Here is a 24,021-nt window from a genome sequence, read left to right as displayed (position 1 = left end):
CCCGGTCAGCCCGGTCAGCCTGGTCAGCCCGGCACCCCCGATCCCAGCCTCCCCGATAACAACAAGGGTGGTGGCGACTGGAACATCGGTGGCGGCGGCTACTACGAAGGTGACTTCAACCTCAACGGTCACTACCAAGGTGGCTGGGACTTTGGCGCAACCGTTCCCGGCTGGGGTCAGTGGGGCAACGGCGGTGACGACTGCTTCCAAGGCGGCGGTAATTTTTTTCAGGTAACTCCTGGGGAAAATAATGCCGTAACGCCTGCACCTAACGGTCACGGCGGTCTTGGTTGGGTAGGCGATAACGCTACTCCTAACACCCCAGGTAATGCTGGAAATACGCCCGCACCTAACGGTCAGGGCGGTTTGGGTCAGACTGGCGATACCCCGCAGTCGGTAGCTCCTGACACCACTGGTCAGGGCGGTCTCGGTCAGGTTGGTGGCAACACCACCACCGAAACTGAACAGGCTACCGGAAGCGAAAGCCAGGGTGCACAGTTCGGTCAGCTGAGCGAGAGCTACACTCGCACTTCTGAAGGCGAAATCCTCCAGGAGCAGCAGCGTCATCAAGATCATGGCGGACTGGGTCTGACTGCTGATAACGATTCCGACAACGGTCGGGGTGGTTTGGGTCAGACCGGTGACAACCGGGCTCCCCAGCATCAGGGTACTGTGACCATCAGCAACGATGTCGATATTGACCTCAACGCTGGCGCGGTATCCCGCGGTAGCGAGGCCGTGAACACCAATGCTTCTGAAGATGTTAATGGTGGCGGCGCCGGTCTTGTTGGCAACGGTTCTGAGAATAACAATGGTGGCGGCGCTGGCCTCGTCGGCAATGCTCCCAATGTTAATGGCGGTGGCGCCGGTCTCGTTGGCGATAACGGCAACGGCGGTTCCGCACAGGTGAACGGCGGCGGCAACGCAGCTGTTAACCAGGCCACTCAGGCAGACAACGGTAGCTCCGCGAGCTCCCAGAAGTCAGGAAGCTTGGCACACACCGGTGTCAGTGGCGTTCTGTTCGCCGCTGGGCTGGGTCTGCTCTCCCTGATGACCGGACTTGTGGTTCTGCTGACTCGCCGCAACAAGGCCTAATTAACGACGAATTGTCGTTATAGAGGTTACAAATTCGGGGTGGGTATCTCTCTCATGAGGTATCCACCCCGTTTTTGTGCGTAAAGGCGGTTATTGCCTAGATGGGGGCAGCGCACATACAGCTTTCGAAGTGGCGTAGCACGTATGGGAGATGTAGTATTAGAGCTTGATTAGAAAAATTTAGGCATCATTAGAAATACTTCAGGATGCCGTAACGGCGTTTCTTCAGAGGATACGTACATAGGATCTTCCGGCTTAGATATTGAGGGAACACCATAAGAAAGCTGATGGCTGTGTGACACCCGCATATCTGGGAAGTTTCAGAATAGAGAGAAAACAATGGCACAAACTTCACAACAGTCTTCGCCAGCATCGGATGCGAGTGATGCTGCCGCAGATACTGATCTGAAACGCGGTCTTTCTGCACGTCATATGCAGATGATCGCCATCGGCGGCGCTATCGGCACCGGTCTGTTTGTTGCATCTGGTAAAACTATCTCTACCGCCGGGCCGGGCGGCGCTATCGTTGCTTACGGGCTGATCGGTATTATGGTGCTGTTCCTCATGCAGTCTCTGGGTGAGATGGCAGCGCATCTGCCCGTCCCAGGTTCGTTTCAAACCTACGCGACCCGTTACGTTTCATCATCCTTCGGGTTTGCCATGGGGTGGAACTACTGGTTTAACTGGGCAATCACCGTCGCGGCCGAGCTTGTAGCGGTCGGGGAAGTGATGAAGTATTGGCTTCCTGAAACTCCCTCATGGGTGTGGGCGGGCATCTTCTTAGTTCTCTTGACGGGGCTTAATGCTCTTTCTGCCAAAGCCTACGGTGAGGGCGAATTCTGGCTTGCCACTATTAAGGTGGTCACCGTTATCGTGTTCTTGATCGCGGGAATTGCGATGATCTTCGGGGTTCTCGGAGGTGCATCACCGGGTACCTCAAACTGGACCACGGGCGAAGCTCCTTTTGTGGGCGGGCCCGTCGCTATTTTCGCTATCTTCATGGTCGCTGGGTTCTCTTTCCAGGGTACCGAGATGATCGGTATTGCCGCCGGAGAATCCAAGAACCCCCGTCGCGATGTGCCGCGCGCGCTCACCAGTGTGTTCTGGCGCATCATGCTGTTCTATATCGGCGCCATGGTGATTATAGGATTCCTTATTCCTTACACCGATCCGAATCTGCTCACCGCAGCCGAAGGCGATATTAACATTTCTCCCTTCACCCTTATCTTTGAGCGAGCCGGTATTGCCTTCGCCGCTGCAGCAATGAACGCCGTGATTCTTACCGCCGTGCTCTCTGCAGGTAACTCGGGTCTCTATGTTTCGGCACGCATGTTGTTCTCACTCGCGCAGGAGGGCAAAGCCCCCAAGATTTTCACGAAGGTCAATAAGGGAGGCGTGCCAATGCCCGCCCTCATGGCAACTTCCGCTGTGGGAGCTATCGGATTTATCGCCTCCGTTATTTCGCCGGATGCGGCCTACCTGTGGCTAGTCAATGTTTCGGGTCTAGCCGGTTTCATTACCTGGGTTGGTATCGCGGTGGCACACTATAGGTTCCGCCGTGCATATATGCGGCAGGGGCATAACCTTAACGACCTTCCCTATACGGCACCCTTCTTCCCGGTGGGGCCGATTATTGCCTTCATTATGTGTCTGCTGGTGATCGGTGGGCAGAATTACGAGGCGATCCTTGCAGGAGACTGGGTGGGCGTGATGAGCTCATATATAGGCCTGCCGGTCTTTGTGGCAGTTTGGGCTATTCACGCTATCGTAACCCGCGACCGTTTGATTCCACTGGAACAGGTGGATGTCTCGGGTCTTGAGGTTAAAACGAGCAAGTAATTTCGGCGAACGGAATTATCAATAAAAAGACCGCCGGAGGAATATCGTGAGGTATTCCCCGGCGGGTTTTATTGCTATAAAATCACATTTTGATAAAGAGTTTCACGGTAAACTATTATGCGGTAGTACCATTTTTTAACGGTATATATGTTTTAACTCCGTGGGTAAATATAAAGATATAATAAAGTTTGCCCGAAATGCTTTACCTCCGTGTTGTGAGCAGGGTATGTTTGTAAAGACATAGAACGTTCACTATTGTGAACCTTCTCTTATGTACGATATGAAGCTTCCTGACCTTTGGTTCGTGCATGCGTAGGTTTACGATCGGTTAATCCTCATGTGAGCGCTCTATGAGAATACCCCGTAAGGTATCGTCGGGGATGTATAGATTCGTTTGAAGCACTCACTGTTTTCAGGGGATGTGCCCTCTGGGAAAAAGCACAGACATGAATGCTCAAGCTAGGATAAGACCCCCGTAGCGTGTTTAGGGTAGAGGCACGGCGGGGGTCTAAGCCTGCCCGTGCAGGAATTGATGTGAACGCACTAAAACTGGGGATTTAGACGCGGCAGTATTTTCTTTTGATGATGAAAATTTTTATATATACTCCACAATAAAATTAGAAAATACTTTCGTCCGGAAAATATCATATATATAGAGCATGTAGTCATACATCGATAATGTACATATCCTGGCGGGCCACCTATCTTAACGTTAGGTGTACCAGACAGATTCTCCGGCGTAGGATTGGCACTATGGATATAGTTATTAAGCGCATATATGAAGAGCCTTCCCCGGATGACGGATACCGGGTACTCGTTGATAGGCTTTGGCCGCGCGGAGTCTCAAAAGATAAGGCTCATCTTGATGAATGGGCGAAGGACTTAGCTCCTTCGACGGAGGCTCGCCGAGATTTTGGGCATAAACCAGAGAATTTTGAATCCTTCAAACAACGCTATCTGAACGAGCTTGACAGTAATTCAGAGGTGTACCCCGAGCTTGAGCGTATGGTTGCGGGTGCGCAGAAGCTCCAGTCCTCTCGCGTTACGCTTTTGTACGGCGCTAAGAGCCCTACCTGCAACCACGCGGTCATTCTGCGTGATTACCTCATAGACCGGCTGAAGAGCCTCTGAAATTTTGGCTGATACGCGCTGTACATAAGCTACTGTAGAAAGATGGTTGATGAACATTCAGCAATTGATACGGCACAGAGAATTGTGCATGTTTCTGCAGTGGTAATCCGCAATCACGCCGGGCACGTACTGACCGTGCGTAAAGCCGCCTCACACGGGTTTATGATGCCCGGAGGTAAACCCGATGCGGGGGAGAGCCCCTTGTATACGGCGGTGCGTGAGGTTACTGAAGAGCTGGGATTTGCGCCGGATCCTGCCCAGATGGTGTACCTTGGTAAGTTTGACGCCCCCGCCCTGAACGAAAGCGGATTCGTGGTACGTGCCGAAACTTTTGAATATATGCCGCATCCGCAAGAGGAAAAGATACTTGAGCAGCTGAGCCCGCATGCCGAAATTGCTGAATTACGTTGGGTAGACCCCGCAGCGGACTATACCGATCAGGCACCTCTGAACACTGAGTGTATATTCCCGCTTATCTGCAGAATAAGTCCTGGCGAAACGCCATCGGTGCCGCTGTGAATCCGCTGAAAATATGCGCGATATGAGCGATAAGGCTTGCGCTCGGCTGCGCGGGGGCGGTAGGGTGCATAGGGATAAATCACCCGTAAAAATTTTACGTTGACGCACGCGTTCCGCGCACCGTCGCGTGTATGAACGCATCCGATGAAAGAAGCAGAACATGAGAGATAGTTTTAACCTTGCCGTGTATTGCGGCGCTACTATGGGCAATGACCCCGATTTTGCCGCCTGCGCCCGTGAGTTGGGAACCCTATGCGCAAAACGTGGCGTGGGGGTAGTTTATGGAGGCGGACGCACCGGTCTGATGGGAACCGTCGCGGGCGCGACCCTGGATGCGGGCGGCAAAGTCTACGGCGTGGTCACCCACCAGCTCGTGGAGTGGGAGGGCGTGTACCCCGGGCAGACAACCCTCGATATTGTCGATACCATGCATCAGCGTAAGATCGCCATGATTAATAAGGCCGACGCCTTCGTTGCGATGCCCGGTGGCCCCGGAACCTTGGAAGAATTTTTCGAGGTATTTAGCTGGCAATTCCTCAAGATTCACACGAAGCCTGTGGCGCTCCTGAATGTTAATGGGTACTGGGATAAGCTCGTTGAGGCGATGCAATATATGGCTAGCACTGAGCTTTTGCGCCCTTCATACCTGGAACGTTTGATTGTTGTTGACACTCCCGAAGAGCTTATGAAGGTGCTTGGGAAATAGCCCGGAAGCTCTGGAGAAACCAACTACTTACACGCCCGTGGCCTGAGCACTGCGGGCGTTTTTGAATCACCCGTCGGTAGGGGGGCGTGGACGCGTCTAGTTTTTACCGCGCGCCCTGCTCAGAAGCGAAGAAAGCGGCAGAATATGCACAATAATCCATACGGGCGTGAGCGTCATCATAAGCATATAGAGAACCCGAATCAGGGACTCCATGTGAGGGTCTTCTGAGAGCATGCCCAGATAGACCGTCAACCCCAGTACCGCGCCAGTGGTGAGTGTCAAATAGAGCAATGCCCACAGCACTTCGGAGCGGCTGGCGTGCCCGCGACCGAGTGTGTAGAAGCGGTAAAACCGCCCCACCGCCTGAAGGAACGAGGCACCTTCTAACGCCTGTGCGGGTTCACGAACAGCGGCTAGCGCCTCCTGCTCATCATCAACGCCGATTTCGCGCAGGGCATCGGGGGTATCCTGGAGAAGAAAAACGGGTTCTTCTTTGTGACGGTGTGTGCGTGCCATACCTCTAGGGTACCCGACGACGTGTAAAGGACAACGATGACAAAGACCCTTCTCATCACCTATTTCGGCCCGTTTCCCGGCGTGAGCGTGAACCCGAGCGGGGTAACAGCGCGGCAGGTGGCTGATGTACTTGCCGACGAATCTGCGGTACGGGTTGTAACCCGTGAGGTTCCGGTGAGCTATGCGGGTTCTTCAGAAGCTTTAGGGGAGATGCTGACCGATATTCGCCCGGATGCGGTGCTCAGCTTGGGTGTGGCAGTCGGACGGGATAAGGTGAGCTTTGAGAGGGTTGCTATCAACCTGGACTCCGCCGATATTGAAGATAATGACGGTGTGGTGCGTGTGGATGAGGCGATCGCCCCGGAGGGACGCGAGGCGTATTTTTCGACCCTGCCGGTGCGGGCAAGCTATGAGCGTTTGCGTGGTGTGGGGCTACCGGTTGAGATTTCGTACACCGCCGGAACTTATGTGTGCAACCACGTATTTTATGAGGTACACCGTATTCTGGAACGCCAGGGGCGGCGGATTCCTGCGGGGTTTGTGCATATTCCCGCCACGCAAGTCGATCATGAGCCCTCTGACGCACAGACAACGCTTACTGCACATACCGATGCTGGGGGAGTAGAGAGCGAATCGGTGCCGACTCTGCCTGAGGCGGTGGTTGCGCGCATCGTGGTGGAGCTGGTGCGCGATACCCTCAAGGTTATGTAGGCTCATTCATGCCGTAGAACTGGGAAGACGAGTGAAAGCGGCGGTTAAAACGCGGTGCCCCCGATGAGAGATTCATCGGGGGCACCGCGCATATTAGCCTAGGGCACTGCTACTTGCGGTGCTTAAGGTAGTAGTCGATCAGGGATGCGGTCGAAGAATCCTGGCGTGCCAGAACCTCGCGGTCGCCTTTGATAGCGGGCACCAGATCGAGCGCCAGCTTCTTGCCGAGTTCGACGCCCCACTGGTCGAAGGAATCGATACCCCACACGATACCCTGCACAAAGGTGATGTGCTCATAGAGGGCAATCAGCTCGCCCAGCACACGCGGGGTCAGGCGGGAGGCCATGATAGAGGTCGAAGGACGGTTGCCGCTGAAGATACGGGCGTTTACCACATGCTCGGCGGTACCTTCGGCACGTACCTCATCCTCGGTCTTGCCGAAAGCGAGCGCCTGAGTCTGTGCAAAGAAGTTTGCGAGGAAGAGTTCGTGCACATCCTGCTCGCCATCCTTGGTGGGGTGAGCCGGGTTGGCGAAGGCCAGGAAGTCCGCAGGGATAAGGCGGGTGCCCTGGTGGATAAGCTGATAGAAAGCGTGCTGACCGTTGGTGCCGGGCTCGCCCCAGAAAACCTCGCCCGTGGAGTAGTCCACGAAAGAACCGTCAGCGCGCACAGATTTGCCGTTGGACTCCATGGTGAGCTGCTGCAAGTATGCGGGGAAACGGTGCAGATATTGGTCGTAGGGCAGGACCGCGTGGGTTTCGGCGCCCAAGAAGTTCACGTACCATACGTTAAGCAAGCCCATGAGTACGGGCACGTTCTTTTCAAAGGGCGCGGTGCGGAAGTGCTCGTCCATGGCGTGGAAGCCCGCGAGGAATTCCTCGAAAACCTTCGGACCGAAGACGATGGCCAACGAGGTGCCAATCGCAGAGTCCACGGAGTAGCGACCGCCAACCCAGTCCCAGAAACCAAAAGCATTTTCGGGGTCAATGCCGAAGGCAGCAACTTTATCGAGCGCGGTTGAAACGGCGATAAAGTGCTTAGCCACGGCTTCTTCTGCGGTTTTTCCCTGCAGGGCGTTCGCCTCGCCAAGCGCGGTGAGCAGCCAATCGCGTGCCACACGAGCGTTGGTCAGGGTTTCTAGGGTGCCGAAGGTCTTCGAAGCAACGATGAACAGGGTAGTTTCGGGGTCAAGATCAGAAACTTTTTCGGCAACATCGGTCGGGTCGATATTTGAGATGAACCGTGCGGAAATCCCGGCATCGGCGTAAGGCTTAAGCGCCTCGTACACCATCACGGGACCAAGGTCGGAACCGCCAATACCAATATTCACCACGGTCTCGATGCGCTTGCCGCTCACGCCGGTCCACTCGCCCGAACGCACACGATCGGCAAAAGCGTAAATCTTGTTCAGAACGGCGTGAACATCGCTATCGACATCCTGCCCATCAACAACAAGAGCGGGGGAGTAGCCTTTGGGGCGGCGCAGCGCGGTGTGCAGAACCGCGCGGTCCTCGGTCACGTTAATGTGTTCGCCAGTGAACATAGCATCGCGGCGTTCGGCGAGGTTCACCTCTTCGGCGAGTTTGAGCAAAAGCTGCACGGTCTCTTCGGTGACGAGGTTCTTCGAGAGGTCTACGTGCAGGTCTGCGGCATCAAAACTAAATTTCTGGGCGCGGGAAGGATCCTGCTCAAACCAGGCTCGCAGATTCGGAGTGAGCGATGCTTTGTGCTGGGTTAGTGCTGACCACGCGCTGGTGGTCGTCGGGTTCGTAATAGTCATGGTTCTTATTTTCTCTCTTTCAACCCGGTGATGTCACCTTCATACAGGCGTTTACCTGAAGGTTTTGCGCGTTCTTGCGCTTTTGGTGACCACAACGTTTGGGTGCGGCGCATAATTCCCGCCAGGCATTATCCAAAGAACTGCACGCGTTGGAGGGGAGCCTTTACGAATCCTCAGGGTGCCCTCAAGGGTTAGCAAACCGTCCTCTAAATGCACGCGAAAACGTGCGTACATTTGGGAGAATACCGGTGGTAGACTGGGGACGTCTTTATAGACCTGTCTCGGTGCTTCCTGTAATGCGGGCACGAGCGATGCTGGCTTTTTGCATAGCGTGCGTGGAAGTTCTCGACGGCGCTGTGCATCATGAAAACTCACTCATAACTCACACATTCACTCCAGGATATTGTTTATGCCTATAAACCCGCTGCGGGGAATTCGTGTACCCGCTGCAGAGCACACCCCGCCGTATGAATCATTTCTGGAATCTCGCGGATTCCGCCCCGAAATTCAGGGTTTGCGCGCCTTCGCCGTGCTTCTCGTGGTGCTTTACCACGTGTGGATCGGCAAAGTCTCCGGTGGTGTGGATGTTTTTCTCTTCATCTCGGCTTTCTTGCTTTCGCTCTCGTTCATGCGGAAAATCAACGAGGGCAAACCGCTGAACCTGCTGACCTACTGGACTCATGTGTTCGCGCGTCTGTTGCCTGCTGCATCCGTGGTGATTGTGCTGACTCTTGCGGCTTCCTTAGTTATATTGCCAGCGCTGTATTGGAATGCGCGCGCTGTTGATGCCCAAGCCTCGCTGTTTTACTACCAGAACTGGAACTTGGCGAACGGTGCGGTTAATTATTTTGCTCAGGGTATAAGCGATAAATCGCCCTTCCAGCATTTCTGGTCGCTCTCGATTCAGGGACAAATTTTCCTGCTCTGGCCGATACTTTTCGCGGTGGCTGCGTTTCTCGTGCATCGGGTACGTTTCAAGCCCGTACCTGCGGCGGTAACGGTTTTCGGTACTGTGTTCGCGGTTTCGTTTGCCTTCTCAATCTGGGAGACAAAGCAGGTTTCCGCCTACGCATATTTTGATACTCGCACCCGCCTGTGGGAGTTTGCGATTGGTACTCTGCTTGCGGTGATGACGCTGAAATGGAAGCCTCGCCATGTGAGAACTCGCGTGGTAATGGGATGGGTGGGCGCCCTGGGATTAGTAACCTGCGGCGCTGTTTTACCGGTTGAACGAACCTTCCCCGGCTACCTGGCGCTGTGGCCCGTGCTCTCCGGTGCGCTGGTGATGATCGCCGGGCGTACCGACCATAAATTCGCGATCGACCGTCTGCTAGTTTCCACGCCGCTGCAAAGCTTGGGCAATATTTCTTACGCCCTGTACCTAGTGCATTGGCCTCTGCTCGTGCTCTACAGCGCTGCGGTTAATAAACCTCGCGTGAATTTTCTGGAAGGCACGGTGATTATCGCCGTTTCAATCGGTTTGGCGTGGGTTTTGAGCACCTATACCGAGAAGCCGTTGCGCAGCCGATCCGGCGTATTTCTTGATAAAACGGTCTCGAAACTACGCGTGACCACGATTTTCACTCCCACTCTCTGGGTGAACCAGCTCGCCTATGTACTCGTGATTCTGCTGGTGATCGGAGCGCCCGTTCTGAGCGTTCGCACCTGGGCACAGCAACGCGATGCCACCGTGATCCAGAATACTGAAGAGCTGGTGAAAAATGATGAGGCAACATATCCAGGTGCCCGAGCAGTCGGCACGGATCAAATGTCGCGTGTATCAAAGCCTATTCCGCAGGATATCCCCATCTACGGCATGCTCGCTGACTGGGGAGAGGGATGCCCCGCACCCTTTACCCCCGTGCATGAGTCTCTGAATAAATCCTGCGCCGTCAAACAGAATGTGGACGATTCGGCACCGCTCACCATTATTGTTGGCAGCTCGCACGCATTACAGATGACGGCTGCGTTCGAGCCTATCGCCCAGCGTACCGGCACCAATCAGATGAACCTTCTAGAGACAGGATGCCCCTACCCATTCGCAGCACCCGAGGGCTACCTCAACGATCGTAAGAAACGCTGCATCGCGTTCTCACAGAACGCCACGGAAGAAATTCTGCGCCTTAAGCCGACGACCGTAGTGATTATCGCAACCACAACCGACACAAGCGCTGATGCCGAGACCGCAGACCCCAACCTCGACGAAACCCTGCGCGTCTTCACTGATGCGGGCATCCAGGTGATCGGTCTGCGCGATAACCCGCGATTTGCCCAAGATATGTATGTGTGCGCAATTAGGGCTCAGGGGGATAAGAGCAGCTGTTCTGAACCCGTTGAGCAGAAATATGGTGATAATCCCGCCGCACCAATTTTCGAGAAATATGCAGACCGTGGTGCCTACCTGATCGATTTGAAGGATATCTACTGCCCTGACGGCCTATGCCGCTCAGTGATTGGCAACGTATACGTGTACGCGGATACTAACCACCTCACCAAAGCCTTCGAACATACTCTCGCAGAGACAATATATGAGCGCGCCCTCGCCGCAGGCTGGAAGCCGGAAGGGCGCTCAGGGTCATAACTCTCAGGCCGCGGGGCTAGTGAATAGACCGCAGAGATACGCTCTCGCTTATGCCAGATGAGCAGGCGTATCACGTGCGCAGACAACGAGTTGGTTGTTTAGGTATATTTTTCAGGCTGCATGGGCACAGGAGCGAAGAGCGCATGCGGTAGAGTGGAAACTATGAGCGTGCAGCAGAATCTTTACCTGGTTATTTCTCGATGTGGAGAAACCCTCATGAACCGTGACGGAACCGTTTATTACCTGCCTGAAGCTCCGCACAATACCATTATCGAAACCAGCCTGGAGCCTAAATTTAGAAAGCCCTCTGACCGGGAAGGCACCGATTACCATGCAGCCTACCTGGAAGATGAAGAACTGCTCGCGCTCGCAGAAGATCTCTCCCGTGCTGACACGGATGCGCCCATCACCGCATCGCAGAACGGGTTCCGCTTCTACCCCGTGCACGAAGACCCCGCCGGGCGCGCCCGCTACGCCGCCGCCCTTGCTAAACGCGACTACCTTCTTGAAATGGAGTACTCCGCGTATTCGGGAGATCCTGCCCTGATCGACGGGGAACGCCAGGTGCGGCGCACCGCATCCGGCGAGCTCGTATTCCCGCGCATCGAACCGGCGGTTATGGCGCTCGTCCTCAGCCGCGACGGCGAACGGGTACTCTTGGCGAATAATCGGCTCTGGCACGAAAACCGCTTCGCCCTCATCGCCGGGTTCGTGGATCCCGGCGAGAACCTCGAACAGGCAGTAGCCCGCGAAGTCTATGAAGAAACTGGGCTGCAGGCTCTCAACCTTGACTACCGTATGAGCGATGTGTGGCCCTTCCCCCGTTCGCTCATGATCTGCTACCGGGTGACGGTCGATGACACCCAACCCGTGGAACATTTGGACGGAGAAATCCGGGCCGCACGCTGGTTCACCGCGCCCGAGCTGGCGCAGGCTATCGCCGAATCTGAAGCTATACGCCAGAAACAGGGAGTGCCCAAACTGGAGCTGCCCGGCACGAATGCGGTTGCCCGCCGCATGCTGGACGACTGGCTGCACGAGAAAAATGCCGGGCGCTGAGTCGAAGCCGACTAAAACCTGCGCTCAAGACAAACTAGGGCAAGTGGTACACTGGATAGGCAAGCCCGAGACAGAGGCGCGTTTTGGCGCGCCCGCATGAGAACGCTCGGGCATGCACGCACTGATATCCGCGTCGCGTATCTAAGCTCACGCACCTAACGCGGCGTGCCCCTAGTATTCCCTAGATTTAAGCGAGAAAAATTACGCATGTCTGAAAACACCGCTTCGCGCCCTGATTTGCGCAACGTGGCGATCGTGGCTCACGTTGACCACGGCAAAACCACCATCGTGGATGCGATGCTCAAGCAGACCCACGCGTTCTCGGCGCACGCAGACGTCGAAGACCGCGTGATGGACTCCGGCGACCTTGAAAAGGAAAAAGGCATTACCATCCTCGCGAAGAACACCACCGTGTTCTACGATGGACCCTCCGCGAACGGTGAAACCATCACCATTAACGTGATTGATACCCCCGGGCACGCCGACTTCGGCGGCGAAGTCGAACGCGGCTTGTCTATGGTCGATGGCGTGGTGCTGCTCGTGGACGCCTCCGAAGGTCCGCTGCCGCAGACCCGCTTCGTGCTGCGCAAGGCACTCGCCGCGAAGCTGCCCGTCATTTTGGTGGTGAACAAGGTGGACCGCCCGGATGCGCGCATCGACGAGGTCGTCAGCGAAACTATGGACCTGCTGCTCGGCTTGGCGTCGGACCTGGCCGAGGAGGTACCCGACCTTGACCTCGACAGTGTGCTCGATGTGCCGGTCGTCTACGCCTCCGGCAAGGCTGGCGCCGCATCGCTGAACCAACCCGCCGACGGTGCCCTGCCCGATAATGACGACTTGGAACCGCTGTTTAAGACCATTATCGAGCACGTGCCCGCCCCCACCTACAACCCTGATGAGGTGCTGCAGGCGCACGTGACCAACCTCGACTCTTCGCCGTTCCTGGGCCGTCTGGCTCTCGTGCGTATCTTCAACGGCACCCTCAAGAAAGGGCAGACCGTCGCTTGGGCACGTCAAGACGGCGATATTAAGAACGTGCGTATCTCCGAGCTGCTGGCAACCAAGGCGCTCGAACGTGTTCCCGCCGAAGAAGCAGGCCCTGGCGAAATCGTGGCGGTCGCCGGTATCGAAGACATTACCATTGGTGAAACCCTGACCGACGCCGAAAACCCCAAGCCGCTGCCGCTTATTAAGGTGGACGACCCGGCGATCTCCATGACCATCGGCATTAACACCTCTCCGATGGCGGGCCGCGTCAAAGGTGCGAAGGTGACCGCACGCCAGGTCAAGGACCGTCTTGACCGCGAGCTTATCGGTAACGTCTCCATCAAGGTTCTGCCCACCCAGCGCCCGGATGCTTGGGAAGTTCAGGGCCGCGGCGAGCTCGCCCTCGCTATTTTGGTGGAGCAGATGCGCCGCGAAGGCTTCGAACTGACCGTGGGTAAACCGCAGGTAGTCACCAAAACCATCGATGGCAAACTGTATGAACCGATGGAACACATGATTATTGATGTGCCCGAAGAGCACCTGGGTGCCGTAACCCAGCTGATGGCGGCACGTAAGGGGCGCATGGAGAACATGTCGAACCACGGCACCGGCTGGGTTCGCATGGAATTCGCGGTACCCGCGCGCGGTCTGATTGGCTTCCGCACCCAGTTCCTTACCGAAACCCGCGGCGCCGGTATCTCGTCGTCGTACTCGATCGACCCCGAACCCTGGGCTGGCGATATTGAGTACCGCACCAACGGTTCGATGATCGCTGACCGTGCCGGCGTGGTTACCCCTTACGCCATGATTAACCTGCAGGAACGCGGCACCTTCTTCGTGGAACCGACCTCCGAAGTATACGAGGGTATGGTCGTGGGCATGAACTCCCGTGCGGACGATATGGAAGTGAATATCACCAAGGAAAAGAAGCTGACCAATATGCGCTCCTCCACCGCAGACAGCTTCGAGAACCTGACCCCGCCCAAGAAGCTCACGCTGGAAGAATGCCTCGAATTCGCCCGCGAAGACGAATGTGTGGAGGTCACTCCCGAAGCTATTCGCATCCGCAAGGTTATTCTGGATGCGAACGAGCGAGTGCGTGAATTCCGCCGCCGTGCCCGCGCCAACTAGGGCACACGAGCATAGCTAACCGCCGGGAGCAGTACGGGCGTTTGTCGTCATGACAAGCAACGATAACCGTACCGCTCCCGGTTGTGGTTTAAGATATAGAAGAACTGTTCTTTGACAGAAGGTCACCTGACACTATGCCTGAAACTTCCGCGCCGCAGTACCCCGCCCAAGGGGAGCACCTGATGAAAAACGCGAAACGCGACTTGCTACCGAGCGGCTACACGCCCTCCGAGGCAGTGATGTTGTTCGTACACGCGCATCCAGACGACGAGACTACGGCAACAGGCGCAACAATGGCGTACTACGCCAAGAAGGGTGCCAAGGTGTATCTGCTGACCCTCACCCGAGGCGAAATGGGAGAAGTCATTCCGCCGAAGCTGCAGCATCTTGAAGTAGGCAAACCCGGCAACAGCGACAACGGCGAGGCACTGGGGGAGTACCGCACTGTTGAACTCAACAACGCGACGGCAAAGCTGGGTGTGCGCAAGCGTTTCTTCCTGGGAGAGGAACCCGCCACGGCACCGGGCGCGCTCAACATCTACCGTGATTCCGGCATGGCGTGGGGCAAAGATGGTAAACCGGTGGCGAACCCGAAGGCGAGTGAAGATTCCTTAACCGCCCAGCCGATCGCCCCGCAGGCCGAGGCTATTGCTAATGCCATTCGCGATATTAAGCCCGATGTTCTGGTCACCTATGACCTCGACGGTGGCTACGGGCACCCCGACCATGTGCGCACGCACCAGGCCGTGCTTGAAGCACTCAAAATCTTGGGCGATAGTAACGACCGCCCCATACTGACCTGGGGTATTGAAGGAGAATTCTCAGAACAGGACGCGCGCCAACAGTGCGCTATCATCGGCTCAGTCGAGGCCAAACGTGAAGCGATGAAAGCCCACGGAACACAGATTGTAGTCACCGGGGACACCACCTTTGAATTCTCAAACAAGGTAGAGCAGAAAATCTCGGCGGTCGAAACCTACCGCCTGCTCGACGGTAACGCACAGCGTAAAATTCCCGAAACCCCCACGCAGGCAGGCATCGTATCGCTCCTGATAACTTGCATTCTTCTGGGAACCCTCGCAGGTATCGCGGGCTCAATCTACCACGCCTGGGTTATGTATACGGGCGAAACTCCGCTTCCTATCGGGCTCGTGTTCGGCTTCGCCACCGTATTTTTTGCATCACTGTGGGCTTCCCTCGCACTGCGTCGTGGCGGGGCAACGATTATCACCGGTGCCTTCGCATTCTTGGTGATATATGCGCTCGCCTTTATGCGCCCGGATTCGCCCTTCGTGCTGGTAAACCCGGACTACCCGCCGATTGGTTTATACGGCACGCTATGGCTTTTGGGCACGCCCGTTATCTCTCTGCTCGCCTTTTTCGTCTTCATCCGTACCAAAGAAGGAAACGGCTTCTATAACACCCCGCGGCAGGTTCATTTGCGCCATCGCAGGGCCGAAGAGAAAGCACGCCGAGCTCAAACGCTTAATAATTCTTCGCGCACTGCACCATAAGCTGTGATGAAGCTAAGGAATGACATAGAGGCGTCACGAAAAATGTTGTGATGAATATAACTTATTGGAATTTATATTTTAATTTATTGGCTCTGACTAGGGGAAATAATATTTACTCGCAGGAAAGCCTAGCCTAAAAAATGCCGGCGAAGGGCTGCATTATGGCTGTCTGGTACGACACGAAAATCTGCTTAAATGCCCTGTGCAAGCTAGACTTATACACAGACTTCCACGAGGCATACCCCCTCGTGATGACGTGCGCCGGACGATGACCCTGCAGGATTACAGGGCAGGCGCACGCTGCTAGGTTTAGAAAGGCACCCATGACTTACGTAATTGCACTGCCCTGTGTAGACGTGAAAGATCGCGCCTGCGTTGAGGAATGCCCCGTTGATTGCATCTACGAGGGTGACCGCACACTGTATATCCACCCCGATGAATGCGTGGACTGCGGAGCCTGCGAACCCGTCTGCCCCGTCGAGGCTATCTATTATGAAGACGACGTGCCCGAAGAATGGTCCGAATATATTACCGCCAACGCTGAATTCTTCGACGACCTCGGCTCACCCGGTGGTGCCGCGAAGATGGGACCAACCGGTAAAGACGTACCCTTCATCGCCGCCCTACCACCGCAGGGGGAGTAGCTGGCGCATTCGGCGCACCCTTACGTTGAAGAAAATTTGAGACAGGCTAAAGTCCCCGAATCTCGCACGCTGGGAACGGGGGCTTTGCCGTACCCTCAGCACTCAAACGCGCGATACAATGACTACGCACGAAAGAACAGCCGGTATCTGCCGGTTTACAACGCCGCACAAGGAGAACCATGCGTGCCTACGGTCTAGATCTGCCCGAATACCCCTGGGAAACCCTTATTCCCTACCGCAAACTTGCTGCCGAACATCCGGGTGGGACCATAGACCTCTCCATCGGCACCCCGGTCGATGACACCCCGCAGCTGATTCAGGATGCGCTCACCGCCGCATCCGACGCCCCCGGATACCCGACCACGCACGGAACTGTTGAACTGCGCCAAGCGATCGTGGACTGGTTTGCACGCCGCCGCGGGGTCACCGGGCTAAGCACCGACCAGGTGATGCCCACCGTGGGTTCCAAAGAACTTGTGGCGTGGCTTCCGTTCCTGCTGGGATTAGGTACCGACCCTAACACTCAAGAGCGCGATGTGGTGGTTTACCCGCGCGTGGCGTACCCAACCTACGATATGGGGGCGCGCTTCGCCGGCGCGCAATCCGTGCCCGCAGATTCGCTTGATGAGCTGCCCGAAGATGTGCGCAGGCGCGTGCGGTTGGTGTGGGTGAACTCGCCTGCCAACCCGAACGGTGTGGTGCGTGATGTTGCCGAGCTTCGCGAGATTGTGCGGCAGGCGCGTGATATCGGTGCCGTGGTAGCCAGCGACGAATGCTATGCGGAACTCGGCTGGGGCGCGTGGGATGAAGCTCGCGGCGGTCAGCGGGTACCCTCTATTCTTGATCCCCGCGTATGCGACGGCGACTTTACCGGGCTTTTCGCCGCATATTCACTCTCAAAACAGTCAAACCTGGCGGGGTACCGTGCCGCGTTTATTGCGGGTGATGCGCAGCTTATGCCTAACCTCATCAACTCCCGCAAGCACGCCGGGATGATTGTTCCCGCACCCGTGCAGCGTGCGCTGATTGCCGCCTTGGGAGATGAAGCCCATGTGGCGGCGCAGAAAGATAAGTACCGTGCGCGCCGTGAGGCGCTTCTCGCAGCTATTACCGCCGCAGGCGGGCGCGTCGAAAACTCTGAGGCTGGGTTGTATCTGTGGACCACTTTCGGCGAGGATACGTGGGCGTCTATCGAACGTTTGGCCAAGCTGGGAATCGTTGCGGGACCGGGGGTCTTCTACGGTGAAGACGGCGCCGGGTATGTGCGTATAGCGCTGACCGCATCCGATGAGGATATTGCGAAGGCGGCCGAGCGTCTGACGGCGAGCGTGGGATAGGAAATGCCGTAAGAGAATAAAACCGTCTGAGAAACAAAGATGCCCGGAACCTCCAATACAGGAAGTTCCGGGCATCTTCTATACCGGATGCGCATCCCCGATTACTTGCGTTTGCCGGGGAGCAAGAACATCTGGAGGGTGGGCGGATTCGGGTTATCGACCTCACCGGGAACCAAGTCCACCTTGCGAACTTTCGAGGAAGTACGTGAGGCGAGGAACGAGGAAAGCCAGGTTGCCAGCGCCGTGAGTGCGAAGTTCACGATGACGAAGAGCGCCGCCGCCAACAGAAGGGTCTGCAACACGTTGCCGTCACCCGAGCCGATGCGTCGTGCAGATGCCAGCAGCTCGGGGTAGGAAATAATGTACCCGAGCGCGGTGTCCTTGAGGATCACCACAAACTGGCTGAGCATCGAAGGCATCATGGAGTTGAATGCCTGGGGCATAAGAATCGTGCGGAGGGTCTGACCGGGGGTCAGTCCGATCGCCAGGCCCGCCTCACCCTGGCCGCGCGGTAGCTGTTTGACACCCGAACGCAGCAGCTCTGCAATCACGGATCCGTTATAGAAGGTCAAACCGATTACGACCGCGAGGAACGGCAGCTGTGAGGGGTTAATCCAGCTGAACCGGCTGAGGAACAGCCAGAAGAAAATCATCATCATCAGCACCGGAACGGCACGGAAGAACTCAACTACAATGGTGCCGAACCAGCGAAGCACGCGGTTCTGCGCTAGACGTGCCATGCCGAAGATAACACCGAAAGCGATAGAGGTAATTACCGAAATACCTGCTGCCTGCAGGGTTGAAACCAGACCGGGCAGGTAGTAGGAACCCCAAGCTTTTGCGGTGAAGAGGTCGGTCCATTTTTCTGCCTCAAGCTGGCCCTTAGCGCCCATCACGCTCAGCACATAGACAGCGAACGCGATAAAAACCAGAATCGCCGCGATATTGAAGACACGGGTGCGAGCCTTCGCACGGGGGCCGGGGGCGTCGAAGAGGACAGTGGTGCTTGTGGTTACATCAGAATTAAAAAATTTCATCGCTTCACCGCCAATTTACGTGAGGACCAGGTGGTCAGGATGCCTAGAGGCACCACAATCGCCACGAATCCCAGCGCGAAGATCAGGAAGATCGCCAGCACCATGTTCGCATCGAACTCAATCATGGACTTCATCATGCCTGAAGCTTCGGCAACGGATGCTACCGATGCGACCGTCGTGTTCTTCGCCAATGCAATGAGCGTATTACCCAGCGGAGTAATGGAGCCGCGCAATGCCTGCGGAAAAATAATCATGCGCGCAGTATCCATGAAGCCGAGGCCGATGGCACGAGCCGCCTCCGCCTGACCGGTGGGAACCGTGTTCACACCCGAACGGATTGCCTCACACACAAAAGATGCGTGATAGATCGACAGCACGATCACGGCGTACACGAAGAAGTTCGTCTCAAAATCGGTCGAGAACGACAGCTGAAACTGTGTCCACACGCCCAGCAACGCTAGAGTCATCAGAATCGTCAGCGGGGTGTTGCGGAATAAGTGCACATAGATAGTACCCGCCCAGCGCAGCGAGGGGACCGGGCTGATACGCATCAGTGCCAGGATTGCGCCGAGTACGAAAGACCCGATCGCAGCCCAGAACGTTAGCTGAATATTCACCCAGAACGCGCCCAACACATCGTATTTGGCGAAGAGAGCGCCGAGTTGGTCAAAGAATGACATCGTTTTCCTCTCTTCCGTGCCTAAGCGCAGGACGCCGAAGGCTTTGGCGGATTCTTTTCGGTGTTGTAGCTGTAGCCGGTGCCGTCCGTGTGCTTCTTCACCAGGTTCTCCCAGGTGCCGTCTTCTACCATCTCGTTAATAGCCTTATTGATGGCTTCACACTTATCGGTACCCTTGGGCAGACCAACACCGTACTTCTCGGTGGTGAATGTTTTGCCAACCAGCTTGAGTTTGCCCTTATTTGCCTTAGTAGCGGCAAGACCCGCAAGAATAATATCGTCGGTCGTCACCGCATCTACCACGCCGCCGTTAAGTGCGACCACGCAGTCCGAGTAGCTATTCTGCTTCACCAGGTTCACGTTTTTGGCGTAGGTATCCTGAATCTTTTTGGCGCTGGTTGAGCCGGTCACCGAGCATAGGTTCTTTCCGTTCAGGCTATCGGGCCCGGTAATGCTCGTTTCATCGGCGCGCACGAGCAAATCCTGCCCGGCAACGTAGTACGGACCGGCAAAATCAACGCTCTTCTTACGGCTGTCGCTAATGGAATAGGTCGCCAGAATCATATCGACCTGACCGTTGGAAAGCATATTCTCACGGTTAGCACTGGGGGACTCTACGAATTCGATCTGATCCTCCGAATAGCCGAGCTTACCAGCAATGTAGCGCGCCACATCTACGTCAAAACCGGTGTAATCCTGACCATCTTGGTAGCCCAAGCCAGGCTGATCGTACTTAATGCCGATGCGAATCTTAGGTTTAGAGTCCGAGGCGCTGGAGCACCCGGTCAGCGTGAAACCGAGGGCAAGCGCAGCTGCTGTACTCGCGGCGAAAAACTTGGTGGCGGCGCGGTTAAAGAATGATTTTTTCATGGCACACCCCCTAGTGGTCGATGATCTTGGAGAGGAAGTCGCGGGCGCGCTCGCTCTTGGGTTTGGTGAAGAATTCATCCGGAGTGGCTTCTTCAACAATCTCGCCGTCCGCCAAGAAGACGATGCGGTCGGCGGCTTTACGGGCGAATCCCATCTCGTGGGTTACGACGATCATGGTCATGCCGTCGCGGGCGAGGGAGACCATGGTATCGAGCACTTCGTTCACCATCTCGGGGTCAAGTGCACTGGTGGGCTCGTCAAAAAGCATGACCTTGGGCTTCATCGCGAGAGCGCGGGCGATGGCGACGCGCTGCTGCTGACCGCCCGAAAGCTGGGCTGGCATTTTTTCTGCTTGGGAATCTACCCCGACCTTGGCGAGAAGTTCCATAGCTTCGGCTTCGGCCTGCTCTTTGGAGAGCTTGCGGATGCGGCGTGGGCCTAGCGTCACGTTGTCAAGGATGGTTTTGTGCGCAAAGAGGTTGAAGGACTGGAATACCATACCCACTTCTGCGCGCAGCTTGGCGAGCTCGCGGCCTTCTTTGGGCAGTTCTTTTCCGTCGATATGTATAGAGCCAGAGGAAGTAGTTTCGAGGCGGTTGATGGTTCGGCAGAGGGTTGATTTGCCGGAACCGGAAGGGCCGAGAAGGATAATAACTTCGCCTTTATTGACCGCTAAATTGATGTTCTTGAGCACGTGGTTGGTGCCGTAATATTTATTGACCTCGTTGAGCTCTACGAGTGGTTTTTCTGCGGGTGCAGATGCCTGTGTCACGGTGATAACCCTTTCATGTGAGATGCATCTATGACGTGGGTTTCATAAAACGAATGAGATTCTAGCTTACGTCAGGTTTGTAACGGGTATGTAACAGCTGCCGGGTTTTCTGTAAAAATTATTGAAAAATTTATCTTCTGTGCATAGTTATAGTTTTGGTGACTCGAAATAGAAGCCATATAAAAGCAATAAATACCATGTAAATATATGAAACTCACGCAAGACTGTATGTTGTTTTTATTGTACTTCAGGTGTACTTACGTAGAGTTAAAAATATAAAAGCCGGGTGTCTTATGCATAAGTTTGCATAAGGAACCCGGCTTAGGAGCCTCTCAGCGGGGCAGCTGGCTAGGCGTCGTACCCGTTCGGGTTATTTTTCTGCCAGTTCCAGTGATCGCGCACCATAGTGTCAATGTCTCGGGATGCGCTCCACCCCAGATCAGCCAGTGCCGAGGAAGGATCGGCATAGGAAACAGCAACATCGCCGGGGCGGCGCGCCACGATCTTGTAGGGTAGCTCTTTACCGCAGGCTTTCTCGAAGGCATGCAGTACCTCAAGCACCGAGTAGCCGTTCCCGGTACCCAGGTTCCAGGTGTGCAGACCACCGTGCTCGCTAATGTAGTCCAGCGCCTTAAGGTGACCATCGGCAAGATCGACGACGTGAATGTAATCGCGCACACCGGTGCCATCGACGGTGGGGTAGTCGTTGCCGAACACGTTCAGATGCTCGCGGCGGCCGACTGCAACCTGAGCGATAAATGGCACCAAGTTGTTGGGAATACCCGAAGGATCCTCACCGATACGCCCGGATTCATGCGCACCCACGGGGTTGAAGTAGCGCAGCAGAGCGATATTCCAGCGGTCATCGGAAGCCGCCAAGTCTACGAGCATGTCTTCAATATGCTCCTTGGTGCGGCCATAGCAGGACTGTGCATCCATATTCAGTTTTTCAACGAGCGGCATGGATTCGGGCTCACCGTACACGGTTGCGGACGATGAGAACACGATAGAACGGCAGTCTGCGGCATCCATGGCGTAGAGCAGGTTCAGGGTACCGGCAACGTTTGTCTGGTAATACCACAGCGGCTTCTCGGCGGATTCACCCACGGCCTTCAACCCCGCGAAGTGGATCACCGCATCCGGGCGGATATCGAGGAAGAGTTTCTTCATACCCTCAAAATCCAGCAGATCAACCTTATGGAACTCGGGTGCCCGACCGGCGAGCTCGGCAACACGCTGTAGCGAAGTTTCGGAGGAATTAGACAGGTTATCCATGACGACAACCTCGTGTCCGGCATTGAGGAGTTCAAGAACGGTGTGGGAACCAATGTAACCGGCGCCACCGGTGACGAGAACCTTCATCATTGTCCTTTCGCGGAAGGCGCGAGGCTTTGCCCGTGCTTCCTCATGGTGTGTGGGTGAGTGTTCACCCCGTGATAACGTCGCTTAATATAGTAGCCCGCCTTGGATGCGCCCGGCGGGTTTTCCGTGGTAGGCGCGGGAAGTGTTTTATCAAGCTAACTTGTAAGTTTTCGTATAAAAATCTGTAAATATTAACCTGAATTCCTCGGTAATCTTCGTGAATTGTGTGCTATAAAAAATAACTCTAGTCATAACCTAGCTTCCGGAAAAGGGGTATACCTTCCTGTGGCGCGGAAATTCTTCAGGGGTCATGTAGTGATCGTGGACAGGTTTGATCCTGAGCATCCTGAGCTTGAGGGTGCAGAGACCCTGGGTCTTTTCGCGGATATTTACCCGCATATTCTGTGAGTAGGGATGAGCGATAACGCCGTTACTTAAGAGGGGGGCGACTAGGTCTTCTGAGGAATTAGTAGCTACCCCCAATTTGCTATCAAAACATCGCATACCTTAACGTTCGAACCATAAAACCCGTATTCGCTCAAGTGCAGTGCTTTGTTCAGCGCCACGGCATAGTGATAGTGCACGCTATCGTCGGCTCTCATACGCGGTGAGGGTGCATCCTAGACCGTTTCATTTTCCACTAAGAGCTCACCGGAGCACCCGCGCAGGGTGGCTCCAGTAAGGAAACTGCGGTAGCTTCACACTGACCGCCTCTCAGCCACCTTCATAGTGTCATACACCTACCGGGGGGGGGCTCTAGTCCCACCAGAAGTACCACTGTTTACCGCGGTTGATAAAGTCCGTGAGTGCCTCAAAGCTGTTGAAAACCTGCATCACGATGTCGCTGCAGAATGCAAACTGTTCGACCGCCAGCTGTTTCGATTCTCCGGGGTCGGTTACAGGGCGTTCAACGTAGAATTCCAGCGTGTCGTGCCCATTGAGCATCCCGGGCACCGCACCGTATTTCTGGTACCAGTAGTGGGTGAAAGCCAACTGACTTTCGGTCTTGGGACATTCGTTCCACCCGCCGAAAGGCAGATAAGCAGGCACATCCGCAGGGTTATCGGTCGGGACCTGAACCAGCAGAAGTTCTCCCTCATCCGAGTCGTCGCCGCGTTCAAATGAGATGATACTCACGAACTCCGGATGATCAACATCATCTTCTTCCTCGGGCACGAATGAGGATTTTTCAAAATCTTTCACAAGCTTTCGGAAGCTAAATTCTTCATCCTCTTCTTCGTCCTCAAAATGTTGGTCAAGCCACTTCGCGATTTCTATCTTCCCGCGTTCTTCAACAGATGAGTCCTCTAGGGAAGCACGGTATTTTTCAAGCATGCTCTGCGTGTAGGCGCGGGCATGCTCTGCGGTAATGAGGTCCTCATCATCCGGAAGGTCATGCTCACCCGCGATCCTGGCCACGGCGTCTTCAAGCAGGATGTCTGTGATGCGCACGAAGAAGGGAACGTACCCCTGTTCTTTCCCCTGAGTCTGCAGCTCATAGTAACGGTCCATGATCTTCTTGGCCGCAGTACCTTGGGGGATGATCTCATGTGGATAGTGGAAGATGCGGGTGTAGAGCTCATACTCTTCGGTGGTGCTGGGTTCAGACATTGGGTTTTCCTCTCAAAACGGGTAATACTCCAAACCCTACCGGATGCTGCCATGCTCCACCACGCTTTTGGTTATCTCTGTATCTGCCGGAATGAAAAATATAATCCGCAAAAGAGAAACAGCGTTGGTTAGTCTAAGAC

19 protein-coding genes and 1 pseudogene are annotated in these 24,021 nt (G+C 55.4%); 12 read left to right on the top strand and 8 right to left on the bottom strand.

The genetic code is table 11. The annotated features are described in order from the left end of the window. The 5 genes and pseudogenes from HMPREF2625_RS10935 to HMPREF2625_RS10600 form a co-directional block, all read left to right on the top strand. Positions 1 to 1,095: pseudogene (locus HMPREF2625_RS10935) on the top strand (hypothetical protein); the annotation flags it as partial. 339 nt (positions 1,096 to 1,434) lie between these two features. After that, the gene (locus tag HMPREF2625_RS10615; protein ID WP_037231086.1) at positions 1,435 to 2,934 is read left to right on the top strand and encodes an amino acid permease; all 1,500 of its coding nucleotides are present in this window, start codon (positions 1,435 to 1,437) and stop codon (positions 2,932 to 2,934) included. Positions 2,935 to 3,687: 753 nt separating this feature from the next. Continuing rightward, the gene (locus HMPREF2625_RS10610; protein ID WP_004005141.1) at positions 3,688 to 4,065 is read left to right on the top strand and encodes a DUF488 domain-containing protein; all 378 of its coding nucleotides are present in this window, start codon (positions 3,688 to 3,690) and stop codon (positions 4,063 to 4,065) included. A 42-nt stretch (positions 4,066 to 4,107) separates the two neighbouring features. Next, complete coding sequence (locus HMPREF2625_RS10605) at positions 4,108 to 4,584, top strand: NUDIX hydrolase (protein WP_013397498.1); 477 nt, start codon at positions 4,108 to 4,110, stop codon at positions 4,582 to 4,584. A 160-nt stretch (positions 4,585 to 4,744) separates the two neighbouring features. After that, on the top strand, positions 4,745 to 5,290 hold the full coding sequence (locus HMPREF2625_RS10600) for an LOG family protein (RefSeq protein ID WP_004005139.1): 546 nt from the start codon (positions 4,745 to 4,747) through the stop codon (positions 5,288 to 5,290). A gap of 96 nt (positions 5,291 to 5,386) precedes the next feature. Here the strand turns inward: HMPREF2625_RS10600 and HMPREF2625_RS10595 are convergent, their stop codons facing one another. Further along, positions 5,387 to 5,806 (bottom strand): hypothetical protein, encoded by a 420-nt coding sequence (locus HMPREF2625_RS10595; protein ID WP_048754168.1) that lies wholly within the window; start codon positions 5,804 to 5,806, stop codon positions 5,387 to 5,389. A gap of 36 nt (positions 5,807 to 5,842) precedes the next feature. Between HMPREF2625_RS10595 and HMPREF2625_RS10590 the strand changes: the two genes are divergently transcribed. Then, positions 5,843 to 6,517 (top strand): pyroglutamyl-peptidase I, encoded by a 675-nt coding sequence (locus tag HMPREF2625_RS10590; RefSeq protein ID WP_070524418.1) that lies wholly within the window; start codon positions 5,843 to 5,845, stop codon positions 6,515 to 6,517. Positions 6,518 to 6,626: 109 nt separating this feature from the next. Here HMPREF2625_RS10590 and pgi read toward each other — a convergent pair whose 3' ends face one another. Further along, positions 6,627 to 8,297, bottom strand: coding sequence for a glucose-6-phosphate isomerase (gene pgi, locus HMPREF2625_RS10585; RefSeq protein ID WP_070524416.1), 1,671 nt, complete (start codon positions 8,295 to 8,297; stop codon positions 6,627 to 6,629). A 409-nt stretch (positions 8,298 to 8,706) separates the two neighbouring features. On the opposite strand from pgi, the gene HMPREF2625_RS10580 reads away from it, so the two are divergent. From HMPREF2625_RS10580 to dapC, 6 genes are all read left to right on the top strand, one after another. Beyond that, positions 8,707 to 10,878, top strand: coding sequence for an acyltransferase family protein (locus HMPREF2625_RS10580; RefSeq protein WP_070524414.1), 2,172 nt, complete (start codon positions 8,707 to 8,709; stop codon positions 10,876 to 10,878). A 162-nt stretch (positions 10,879 to 11,040) separates the two neighbouring features. After that, a complete protein-coding gene (locus tag HMPREF2625_RS10575) occupies positions 11,041 to 11,937 on the top strand; it encodes an NAD(+) diphosphatase (protein ID WP_246826797.1) in 897 nt (298 codons plus the stop codon). Between the two features lie 207 nt (positions 11,938 to 12,144). Beyond that, complete coding sequence (typA, locus tag HMPREF2625_RS10570) at positions 12,145 to 14,055, top strand: translational GTPase TypA (protein WP_070450497.1); 1,911 nt, start codon at positions 12,145 to 12,147, stop codon at positions 14,053 to 14,055. 134 nt (positions 14,056 to 14,189) lie between these two features. Beyond that, on the top strand, positions 14,190 to 15,569 hold the full coding sequence (locus HMPREF2625_RS10565; protein WP_070524410.1) for a PIG-L family deacetylase: 1,380 nt from the start codon (positions 14,190 to 14,192) through the stop codon (positions 15,567 to 15,569). Between the two features lie 323 nt (positions 15,570 to 15,892). Next, entirely contained in the window at positions 15,893 to 16,213 is a 321-nt protein-coding gene (gene fdxA / locus HMPREF2625_RS10560) for a ferredoxin (protein WP_004005129.1), read from the top strand. A 179-nt stretch (positions 16,214 to 16,392) separates the two neighbouring features. Further along, positions 16,393 to 17,550, top strand: coding sequence for a succinyldiaminopimelate transaminase (gene dapC / locus HMPREF2625_RS10555; protein ID WP_070524408.1), 1,158 nt, complete (start codon positions 16,393 to 16,395; stop codon positions 17,548 to 17,550). A gap of 101 nt (positions 17,551 to 17,651) precedes the next feature. Here dapC and HMPREF2625_RS10550 read toward each other — a convergent pair whose 3' ends face one another. From HMPREF2625_RS10550 to HMPREF2625_RS10525, 6 genes are all read right to left on the bottom strand, one after another. Then, positions 17,652 to 18,587: an amino acid ABC transporter permease gene (locus tag HMPREF2625_RS10550; RefSeq protein ID WP_048779423.1), complete on the bottom strand. Its 936-nt coding sequence runs from the start codon at positions 18,585 to 18,587 to the stop codon at positions 17,652 to 17,654. Next, entirely contained in the window at positions 18,584 to 19,267 is a 684-nt protein-coding gene (locus HMPREF2625_RS10545; protein WP_004005126.1) for an amino acid ABC transporter permease, read from the bottom strand. The genes HMPREF2625_RS10550 and HMPREF2625_RS10545 overlap by 4 nt, the downstream gene beginning before the upstream one ends. A gap of 20 nt (positions 19,268 to 19,287) precedes the next feature. After that, entirely contained in the window at positions 19,288 to 20,136 is an 849-nt protein-coding gene (locus tag HMPREF2625_RS10540) for a glutamate ABC transporter substrate-binding protein (protein ID WP_004005124.1), read from the bottom strand. 10 nt (positions 20,137 to 20,146) lie between these two features. Beyond that, positions 20,147 to 20,908 (bottom strand): amino acid ABC transporter ATP-binding protein, encoded by a 762-nt coding sequence (locus tag HMPREF2625_RS10535; protein ID WP_004005123.1) that lies wholly within the window; start codon positions 20,906 to 20,908, stop codon positions 20,147 to 20,149. A gap of 348 nt (positions 20,909 to 21,256) precedes the next feature. After that, entirely contained in the window at positions 21,257 to 22,270 is a 1,014-nt protein-coding gene (galE, locus tag HMPREF2625_RS10530; protein WP_070524491.1) for a UDP-glucose 4-epimerase GalE, read from the bottom strand. A gap of 756 nt (positions 22,271 to 23,026) precedes the next feature. After that, complete coding sequence (locus HMPREF2625_RS10525) at positions 23,027 to 23,881, bottom strand: DUF4253 domain-containing protein (RefSeq protein WP_070524406.1); 855 nt, start codon at positions 23,879 to 23,881, stop codon at positions 23,027 to 23,029. Positions 23,882 to 24,021: the final 140 nt, after the last annotated feature.

Origin of the sequence: Rothia sp. HMSC064D08, assembly GCF_001809525.1 — a bacterium.
Lineage (GTDB): Bacteria > Actinomycetota > Actinomycetes > Actinomycetales > Micrococcaceae > Rothia > Rothia dentocariosa.
This window is presented reverse-complemented; position numbering and strand designations above follow the sequence as displayed.

Coding starts and splice junctions, on each gene's coding strand:
- HMPREF2625_RS10615 (WP_037231086.1), top strand. CDS start 1,435: ATGGCACAAACTTCACAACAGTCTTCGCCAGCATCGGATGCGAGTGAT.
- HMPREF2625_RS10610 (WP_004005141.1), top strand. CDS start 3,688: ATGGATATAGTTATTAAGCGCATATATGAAGAGCCTTCCCCGGATGAC.
- HMPREF2625_RS10605 (WP_013397498.1), top strand. CDS start 4,108: ATGGTTGATGAACATTCAGCAATTGATACGGCACAGAGAATTGTGCAT.
- HMPREF2625_RS10600 (WP_004005139.1), top strand. CDS start 4,745: ATGAGAGATAGTTTTAACCTTGCCGTGTATTGCGGCGCTACTATGGGC.
- HMPREF2625_RS10595 (WP_048754168.1), bottom strand. CDS start 5,806: ATGGCACGCACACACCGTCACAAAGAAGAACCCGTTTTTCTTCTCCAG.
- HMPREF2625_RS10590 (WP_070524418.1), top strand. CDS start 5,843: ATGACAAAGACCCTTCTCATCACCTATTTCGGCCCGTTTCCCGGCGTG.
- pgi (WP_070524416.1), bottom strand. CDS start 8,297: ATGACTATTACGAACCCGACGACCACCAGCGCGTGGTCAGCACTAACC.
- HMPREF2625_RS10580 (WP_070524414.1), top strand. CDS start 8,707: ATGCCTATAAACCCGCTGCGGGGAATTCGTGTACCCGCTGCAGAGCAC.
- HMPREF2625_RS10575 (WP_246826797.1), top strand. CDS start 11,041: ATGAGCGTGCAGCAGAATCTTTACCTGGTTATTTCTCGATGTGGAGAA.
- typA (WP_070450497.1), top strand. CDS start 12,145: ATGTCTGAAAACACCGCTTCGCGCCCTGATTTGCGCAACGTGGCGATC.
- HMPREF2625_RS10565 (WP_070524410.1), top strand. CDS start 14,190: ATGCCTGAAACTTCCGCGCCGCAGTACCCCGCCCAAGGGGAGCACCTG.
- fdxA (WP_004005129.1), top strand. CDS start 15,893: ATGACTTACGTAATTGCACTGCCCTGTGTAGACGTGAAAGATCGCGCC.
- dapC (WP_070524408.1), top strand. CDS start 16,393: ATGCGTGCCTACGGTCTAGATCTGCCCGAATACCCCTGGGAAACCCTT.
- HMPREF2625_RS10550 (WP_048779423.1), bottom strand. CDS start 18,587: ATGAAATTTTTTAATTCTGATGTAACCACAAGCACCACTGTCCTCTTC.
- HMPREF2625_RS10545 (WP_004005126.1), bottom strand. CDS start 19,267: ATGTCATTCTTTGACCAACTCGGCGCTCTCTTCGCCAAATACGATGTG.
- HMPREF2625_RS10540 (WP_004005124.1), bottom strand. CDS start 20,136: ATGAAAAAATCATTCTTTAACCGCGCCGCCACCAAGTTTTTCGCCGCG.
- galE (WP_070524491.1), bottom strand. CDS start 22,270: ATGAAGGTTCTCGTCACCGGTGGCGCCGGTTACATTGGTTCCCACACC.
- HMPREF2625_RS10525 (WP_070524406.1), bottom strand. CDS start 23,881: ATGTCTGAACCCAGCACCACCGAAGAGTATGAGCTCTACACCCGCATC.